General features: G+C 48.9%; 3 protein-coding genes. 2 read left to right on the top strand and 1 reads right to left on the bottom strand.

What is annotated here, in order from left to right:
• Positions 1-118: 118 nt before the first annotated feature.
• Positions 119-358 (top strand): hypothetical protein, encoded by a 240-nt coding sequence (locus ACSZPU_RS24895; protein WP_499004265.1) that lies wholly within the window; start codon positions 119-121, stop codon positions 356-358.
• Positions 359-412: 54 nt separating this feature from the next.
• Positions 413-727: a hypothetical protein gene (locus ACSZPU_RS24900; protein ID WP_499004266.1), complete on the top strand. Its 315-nt coding sequence runs from the start codon at positions 413-415 to the stop codon at positions 725-727.
• A 158-nt stretch (positions 728-885) separates the two neighbouring features.
• Here the strand turns inward: ACSZPU_RS24900 and ACSZPU_RS24905 are convergent, their stop codons facing one another.
• Positions 886-2,526 (bottom strand): PilZ domain-containing protein, encoded by a 1,641-nt coding sequence (locus ACSZPU_RS24905; RefSeq protein WP_499004268.1) that lies wholly within the window; start codon positions 2,524-2,526, stop codon positions 886-888.
• Between the last annotated feature and the right edge of the window lie 150 nt (positions 2,527-2,676).

Raw genomic sequence — 2,676 nt, forward strand, 5'->3', positions numbered from 1 at the left:
ATTCAGGCAACCGTCTGTGGTGTTTGCAGAGCTAAGATTGGCGGCTTAGCGTTGCACTTCGGAGTTGAATCCGCCCTGTCCGTAGGGTATTTTCCTGAATGCATAATTAAGGTGAAATATGAATAACTCACGCAGTGACGGCCCACAGGCGGCTGAGGGCTCCAGCAGTAATGTGAAGCTCAGCCTGGAGCAGACGTTAGGGGCTATTGTTATCCGCATGTTGCGCGATGGACGCTATATTACGCGCCAAAACCTCTGCATTGCCGTTGCCGAGTGTATTGAAAAAAATACCCGACCCGATCTTGAAGCGCATTATGCTGATATCTTGCGAGTCTTAATTACCCGCGAGGTTGATTAATTACCTGCGGCAACCGTGATTGCGAATTAGCCTGAAATGCATTCTGGAGTCAGCATGATGAAAAATGTAAAAGAAAGTCTGATTGAACTTGTGATGGGGGACGCCATTCTTGAGCTGCTTGAAGCGGAATCACCTATTTCTCATGAGGCGCTCATTAAGCAGCTTTCGCAGACACTGGAGTTCGAAACTCGTGAGTCTCGTCGGGAGGCCATTTTGGCTGCCATCAACGAGATCCACGAAAGTACCCGGCTTATCGTGAGTCAATCGAAAAAGGGAATTCTGCGTCACGGGCGTGAAAGAAGGTTGCCAGATGCAGGTTCATTGAACTTTCATCACTCCGCGTCAGGGTCTGGTGACAAAAAGCATTAACTATTTTTTACCAGCAGTACGCTGTTTGTATCTGACGTTTTAATTTATTCAAATTCCGAACGCATTTAGCAACGCTATCGTTTTTTAATATCAGACCGTCAGCGCTGGCGGTGACGTCGCACAGCACTGACACGCTATCAGCTACCTGGCTCGTTTTATTAAAGCTTTAATACTTTCATGCCGTAGTCAGAGGGATCGACAATCTCAACGAGTTTTCCAACCTGAGATAAGTCACTTCTGGACACCACGCTACTGATATTCGTCTCCGGGAATCGGAGATTTTTTACCAGATGAACCTCGCTCGGCTTGCCTTTTTTATCAATATCCATGACCCAACCCAGGAAGCCGCTGGAGTATTTCACAAGGCTGCCAATGGGGTAAAACCCATAGATTTGCACGTACTCCAGTAATATGTCTTTGTCATAGGCGGCGCTGGCTTCGTAGATTCGCCTGTAAGCCTGAAAAGGGGGGCGAGGTGGGATGCCGTTGCGCGAATTTGTGAGTTTATTAATGACCTTGATGACCGACAGCAGGCGAAGGGTACCGGAAAGTTGTTTGCCTTTTTTCCCACCAGGATAGCCTCTTCCATCCAGACGTTCATTGGCATTTTCAAGGATATCCACACAGACCGGGCTGGCGACCCAGCCCAGCGATTCCAGTTTCAGGCGCAGCTCATCTACATGCCGGCGAAGGATAGATTTGTGTACCGGCTGCATATTCATCTTGAGAGAAGGCAGGTGGGGGCTGATAAGCAGCGGTTTCCCCATGGTGTGCAGGATCGTGCCAAGAAGTGCCTCACGCAGCGTTGGATCGTGGGGATCGCGCAGAAGCATGAGATCGGCAAGCCTGCCTGCGACCTGTAATGCATGCCTGACCCAGTCAGGCTCGTCGCGCAATGAGGAGAGGGCGCACAGGAACGCTGTTCTGTCTTGTTTAACCAGATAAAGCAGAGTGTCCACGCAATCATAGAAAATACCGGATGGAAAAATATTCCTGTTTTTCAGTTGCATCAGGCCAATTTGTAGACGGTTAGCGACTTCCATTACGCCGCGCTCCATAGGCGGCTGCCGTGCACGTTTCTCTCTTTCTTGAATTTCTCGCTGCTGTAACTGCTTTTCTTTGGACCCCAGGATAAAAAGGGGAGAGGGGTAGACCATGCTGCCCTCCATCCCTACGCGATGTGCAGTTTCCCGCTCGGATTCATTGACGTAATAGAGCAATGATTCAATTTGCTCTTGTGATAGATCGACAAACTGCACGCCAATCGCGGCATAGCCATTCTGTCCGACAGCGCGCACATGGCGGATACTTCCTGCAGCTGAAAAGGTTCTCCCGTTGGGAAATTCGAGGGTGATGTCGGGAATGTCCTGCCCAACTTCAAGCGCAATACTTTCAACAAGATCGATTTCAACCATGCATCCCCCGGTTGAAAGATTGCGCAGCTTGCCCGTGACGCTCAGTGCTTGAGGGAATATTCCGAGGCGCACTCGCGATTGCATACCAAGAATAAATGGAATACGGACACCGCCTCTGCTTTCCGTTAAAAATACAGAGTCAGGTAACTGGCATTCAAGGCGATACAACATACTGTCTGTTTTGAACAATTTTGCCGAAATATCGCTAAGGCTATAGGTTTCACGCTCTCCGCTCTCGATACTGGCGGGCATTTCCAGATCAAAACTCAGAATACCACCCGTCAGATGCTGTTCAAAATCAGCACCGGTATACTCAAGTTCCAGCACCATTTTACTGGCATCGAAATTGAAATCAGCGACATTTGCATTCACCGCGTAATGCATATCCTGGGTGTAAACAGACAGTATATGTGGATGCTGAAGCATCGAGCGAATCACACTGGCTGAAGCAGGGATGGTTATACCCAAGTAACTTCAATATGCAGGATGGTAGTGCTTAAACAACCTATCCCTACGATTGACTTGGGTTCACTG

Source organism: Phytobacter sp. V69 (genome assembly GCF_965644215.1).
Classification (GTDB): Bacteria; Pseudomonadota; Gammaproteobacteria; order Enterobacterales; family Enterobacteriaceae; genus Phytobacter.

Bases quoted from the DNA above. Each gene is read 5' to 3' on its own strand.
- ACSZPU_RS24905 (WP_499004268.1), bottom strand. From the start codon at position 2,526: ATGCATTACGCGGTGAATGCAAATGTCGCTGATTTCAATTTCGATGCC.
- ACSZPU_RS24900 (WP_499004266.1), top strand. From the start codon at position 413: ATGATGAAAAATGTAAAAGAAAGTCTGATTGAACTTGTGATGGGGGAC.
- ACSZPU_RS24895 (WP_499004265.1), top strand. From the start codon at position 119: ATGAATAACTCACGCAGTGACGGCCCACAGGCGGCTGAGGGCTCCAGC.